Below are 5,033 nucleotides of genomic sequence, written 5' to 3' on the forward strand. Positions count from 1 at the left end.
TCAATTTTAATGATGCCGTCGCCCTTGCAGGCCTCGCACCGGCCGCCGCTCATATTGAAGCTGAAACGCCCCGGCTTATAGCCGCGCAACTTCGCTTCCGGCGTTTGGCTGTACAATTCACGAATCGGCGTGAAAACACCGGTATAGGTCACCGGATTGGAACGCGGCGTACGTCCGATCGGCTGCTGGTTGATATCGATAATTTTGTCGATATTTTTCGCGCCGGTAATGCTTTTATACGTGCCGGTGCGGTGGTATTTGCGGTACAGACCGTTGGCCAACCCTTTGTAAAGGATCTCGTTGACCAGCGTACTCTTACCCGAACCGGATACCCCGGTCACGACCGTAAGGCAGCCCAAGGGGAACGTCACATCAATATTCTGCAAGTTGTGTTCGCTCGCGCCGCGGACTACAAGCTTTTTGCCGTTGCCTTTGCGGCGTTGCGCCGGTACGGGAATGTAGCGCTTGCCCGCGAGGTATTGTCCGGTCAGCGATTGCGGCGTTTGCAAAATGGCTTTTAAATCCCCCTGCGCGACAATTTGACCGCCGTATTCACCGGCGCCCGGACCGATGTCGACGATATGGTCCGCCGCGCGAATGGTATCTTCATCATGCTCGACGACGATCAGGCTGTTGCCCAAATCGCGCAGTCCTTTCAAGGTCGCCAGCAGACGATCATTATCGCGCTGATGCAAACCGATCGAAGGTTCGTCCAAAATGTAAAGCACGCCGACGAGACCTGAGCCGATCTGCGTCGCCAAACGAATCCGCTGCGCCTCCCCGCCGGACAGCGTGCCCGATGAACGGGCCAGCGTCAAATAGCCCAAGCCCACATCATAGAGGAAACCGATGCGCGCATTGAGTTCTTTCACAATTTGGCGAGCAATGACCATTTCTTTTTCCGTCAGTTCGAGGTCGTTCAAAAAACCGCGAATTTCCGCAATCGAAAGGCAGGTCAGTTCATGAATATTCAAGCCGCCGACCTTGAACGCCAACACTTCCGGTTTGAGGCGCGCGCCCTGGCATTCCGTGCAGGGAACCTCCGTCATGTAGCGTTCCATTTCCTGCCGCTGACTGTCCGAGAACGCGTCGCGATGGCGACGTTTCACCATGGGAACGACACCTTCAAACGCTCGATCATAGCTCTTGACTTCGCCGCGCATATTTTCATAACGGAAACGGAATTTTTTAGACGTGCCGTCGCGTAAATAGCGCTTGCCTTCCGCCGGCAAATCACTGTAAGAATCATCTAAAGTCAGACCGTACGATTTCAGAAACGGCACGAGCTGCACCATGAACCATGAGTTACGGTTCGTGGAAAGCGCTTGCACCGCGCCGTCTTTGAACGGCAAATCGGGATCCGGTACGATCAGACTGAAATCCGGCTCCAGGCTCGCGCCAAGACCCGTGCAAACGGGACACGCTCCAAACGGATTATTAAAGGAAAAAAGCCGCGGCTCCGGTTCCGGCAAGGAGATCCCGCAATCCGGGCAGGCGAAATGCTGACTGAATACATATTGCGGTCCGTCCACCACCTGCGCATACACGACGCCTTCCCCTAAACCGAGCGCCGTTTCGAGCGAACCCGCCAAACGTTGCGCCAAGCCTTCGCGCGCGATCAGTCGATCGACCACCACCTCGATGACGTGTTTGCGATTTTTCTCCAAATCAATCTCTTCATCGAGACTCCGTATTTCGCCGTCGACGCGTACACGCGCATAGCCTTCTTTACGCAAGCGCTCCAACGTCTTTTTATGCGTGCCTTTTTGCGCCCGAACGACCGGCGCCAGTAAGAGAAAACGCGTGCCTTCCGGTAAGGCTAAAATGGCATCCGTAATCTGTTCGACCGTCTGCTGCGTGATCGGCTTGCCGCAATGCGGACAAAACGGCCGACCTACCCGCGCGTACAAAAGACGCAGGTAGTCGTAAATCTCGGTCACCGTGCCGACCGTCGAACGCGGGTTGCGGCTGGTCGTTTTCTGGTCGATGGAAATGGCCGGTGAAAGACCCGCGATATAATCGACATCCGGCTTATCCATCTGCCCGAGGAACTGCCTCGCATACGCGGATAAAGACTCCACATAACGGCGCTGTCCTTCCGCGTAAATGGTGTCAAACGCGAGAGAGGACTTGCCGCTGCCGGAAAGTCCCGTAAAAACAATAAATTTATCCCGCGGCAGACGCAAATCAATATTCTGCAAATTATGTTGACGCGCCCCGCGAATGATCATTTCTTCTTTCATAGCGCTCCTTTATTCAGCGATGACGACGCGGTTTTTTCTTCATCGCGCGCATCTTATCCCGTGCCTGCGAACCGAAGCGATCCGCCCATTCCTGACGCAAGCGCCCGAGTTCATCGCGCCATTGCGCCGCTTTTTCAAACTCCAAATCCTTCGCCGCTTGGCGCATGGCCTTTTCCGTCTCCACAATGCGGGCATGCAGGCTTTCATCGGTCGCTTCGCTCATATCGGCGTCATATTCCTTGCGCCAATCCGTTTCCGCCACCTTGGTCAGGGAAATTAAATCTTTAACCTCTTTAATAATGGTCTTCGGCGTAATATTGTGTTCCGTATTATACGCCTCTTGTATTTCGCGACGGCGCTTTGTTTCTTCCATCGCGCGCGCCATCGAGTCCGTGACATGATCCGCGTATAAAATGACATGCCCTTTGGCGTTACGGGCCGCCCGCCCGATCGTCTGGATCAAGCTGGTATCGGAACGCAAAAAGCCTTCTTTATCCGCGTCCAAAATCGCGACAAGCGAAACTTCCGGCATATCCAATCCTTCGCGCAGCAGGTTGATGCCGACCAGCACATCAAATACTCCGGCGCGCAGATCGCGGATAATCTCCGCCCGCTCGATGGTGGCGATATCGCTGTGCAGGTAGCGCACTTTAACATCCATTTCTTTAAGAAAATCCGTCAGATCTTCCGCCATCTTTTTCGTGAGCGTGGTAATCATCACGCGCTCATTATCTTTCACACGCGTGCGAATTTCGCCCAAGAGATCATCCATCTGACCGCGAATCGGCCGCACTTCCACCGACGGGTCCAACAGGCCCGTAGGACGAATAATCTGCTCGGCCATATTCGTCTGTACCGACATTTCATACGGACCGGGCGTCGCCGAAATGTAGACGATCTGATTGATCCGTTCGACGAACTCATCAAACATCAACGGCCGGTTGTCCGCCGCCGAAGGCAGACGAAAACCGTAGTCGATCAACGATAATTTACGGGAACGGTCACCGGCATACATGCCGCGCAACTGCGGCACGGTGACATGCGATTCGTCGACCATGATTAAAAAATCATCGGGGAAATAATCCAGCAGCGTATACGGCGCTTCACCGGGCGCGCGGCCCGAGAGATGCCGCGAATAATTTTCGATGCCCGAGCAGTACCCGATCTCCCGAATCATTTCCAAATCATAACGGGTACGCTGCTCCAAGCGTTGCGCTTCCAATAATTTATTTTCCGATTGCAGTACCGCCAATCGTTCATCCAGCTCCGCTTCGATGGAGTGCAAGGCGCGCTCCATTTTCGCGCCGGTCGTGACGTAATGGCTCGCCGGATAAATCGCGACGTGCGTACGCTCGGCGATCACTTCGCCCGTAAGCGTATCGATTTCCGTCAGGCGATCAATCTCATCACCGAACATCTCAATGCGGATGATCTGCTCCGACTCGCCGACCGGAAACACTTCAATCGTGTCACCGCGCACGCGAAATGTGCCGCGGACTAAATTCATATCATTGCGTGTGTATTGAATATCCACCAACTTGCGCAGAATTTCCTCTTGCGGCTTCACCTGACCTTTACGCAGGGACGCCACCATCTCCGTATAATCTTCCGGATCGCCCAAACCGTAAATGCAGGAAACCGACGCGACAATAATCACGTCACGGCGTTCAAATAAACTCATCGTTGCCGAGTGACGCAACTTATCGATCTCATCATTGATCGACGCGTCTTTTTCAATATAAGTATCCGTTGACGGAATATAGGATTCCGGTTGGTAGTAATCGTAGTAACTGACAAAGTAAGCCACTTCATTATCGGGGAAAAACGCTTGAAATTCGCTGGCCAACTGCGCCGCAAGCGTTTTATTCGGCGCGATGATCAAGGTCGGTTTTTGCACCTCTTCAATCACTTTCGCCATCGTATATGTCTTGCCGGTACCGGTAGCTCCCAGCAGCACCTGCGCCCAATGACCGTCACGAATCCCCTGCGCCAAATCCGCGATCGCTTGCGGCTGATCGCCCATCGGTTGAAACGGAGCGTGGACTTTGAACGGAACGGGCGTACCGCTGTATGTTCTTTTTAAATGCTTCATAGTACCCCCTGTATATGCGTATTTCTCATATAATTATTATATCATATCTAAAAAATTCTATATTATTTACTGCTCACCTGTCACGCGTAATAAGAATGTCAGATAAATTATTCGCTACCCCGTTTTGGCATACAAAAAAGTCTCGCGATCACGAGACTTTTTGCTATAAAGTTAATAGAGTTATTGGGCTCAAAATTGAGATTTTACAAACCATATTTTTCATAAAAATCATTAAACGTTACAAAAACTTCTATTTTTGATGCAATTTTGTTTTCGGTTTCTTTGTATACCAAAATCTCCACTCTATACTTCCCACCCTTTGTCAGATAGTCAAAATAATAATGCCGCTCATATTCACTATCGTATGCGTGTATCCATTCATTAGTTTTTGCCAACTCTTTAATCCCTTGTACTACCTCACCATAATGTTTTTTTACTACCATTTCTTTTTTGAGATACAAACGATATCCTATCGTATAGTATTGGGCTTTTTGGATGTCAGACATGTGCTGTATGCATCCAAACTCACGAGCATACACTTGTTCCAACGTATCGGCACGCGCTTGGATTTTATCAGTAAAAAACGCCTCATAAACAAAAGTAGAAGCAAAGTAAAAAACAAACAGCAGCATCCCACCTATCACAAAGTAATTGAATATTTTACGCATCTTTAAATCCTGCCTTTTAATGCTGTCCAT

The 5,033-nt window shown here is 51.1% G+C and carries 3 protein-coding genes; all 3 read right to left on the bottom strand.

Going from position 1 to position 5,033, the window contains the following annotated elements; all coding sequences use genetic code 11:
• A partial coding sequence (uvrA, locus tag KH813_RS05955; protein WP_303994442.1) for an excinuclease ABC subunit UvrA occupies positions 1-2,243 on the bottom strand: 2,243 nt, incomplete at its 3' end.
• A 13-nt stretch (positions 2,244-2,256) separates the two neighbouring features.
• Positions 2,257-4,335, bottom strand: coding sequence for an excinuclease ABC subunit UvrB (gene uvrB, locus KH813_RS05960; protein WP_303994443.1), 2,079 nt, complete (start codon positions 4,333-4,335; stop codon positions 2,257-2,259).
• 203 nt (positions 4,336-4,538) lie between these two features.
• Positions 4,539-5,033, bottom strand: a 495-nt coding sequence (locus KH813_RS05965) for a hypothetical protein (RefSeq protein ID WP_303994444.1), incomplete at its 5' end; no start/stop codon positions are given.

Origin of the sequence: Negativicoccus succinicivorans, assembly GCF_018373335.1 — a bacterium.
GTDB lineage: Bacteria > Bacillota > Negativicutes > Veillonellales > Negativicoccaceae > Negativicoccus > Negativicoccus succinicivorans_A.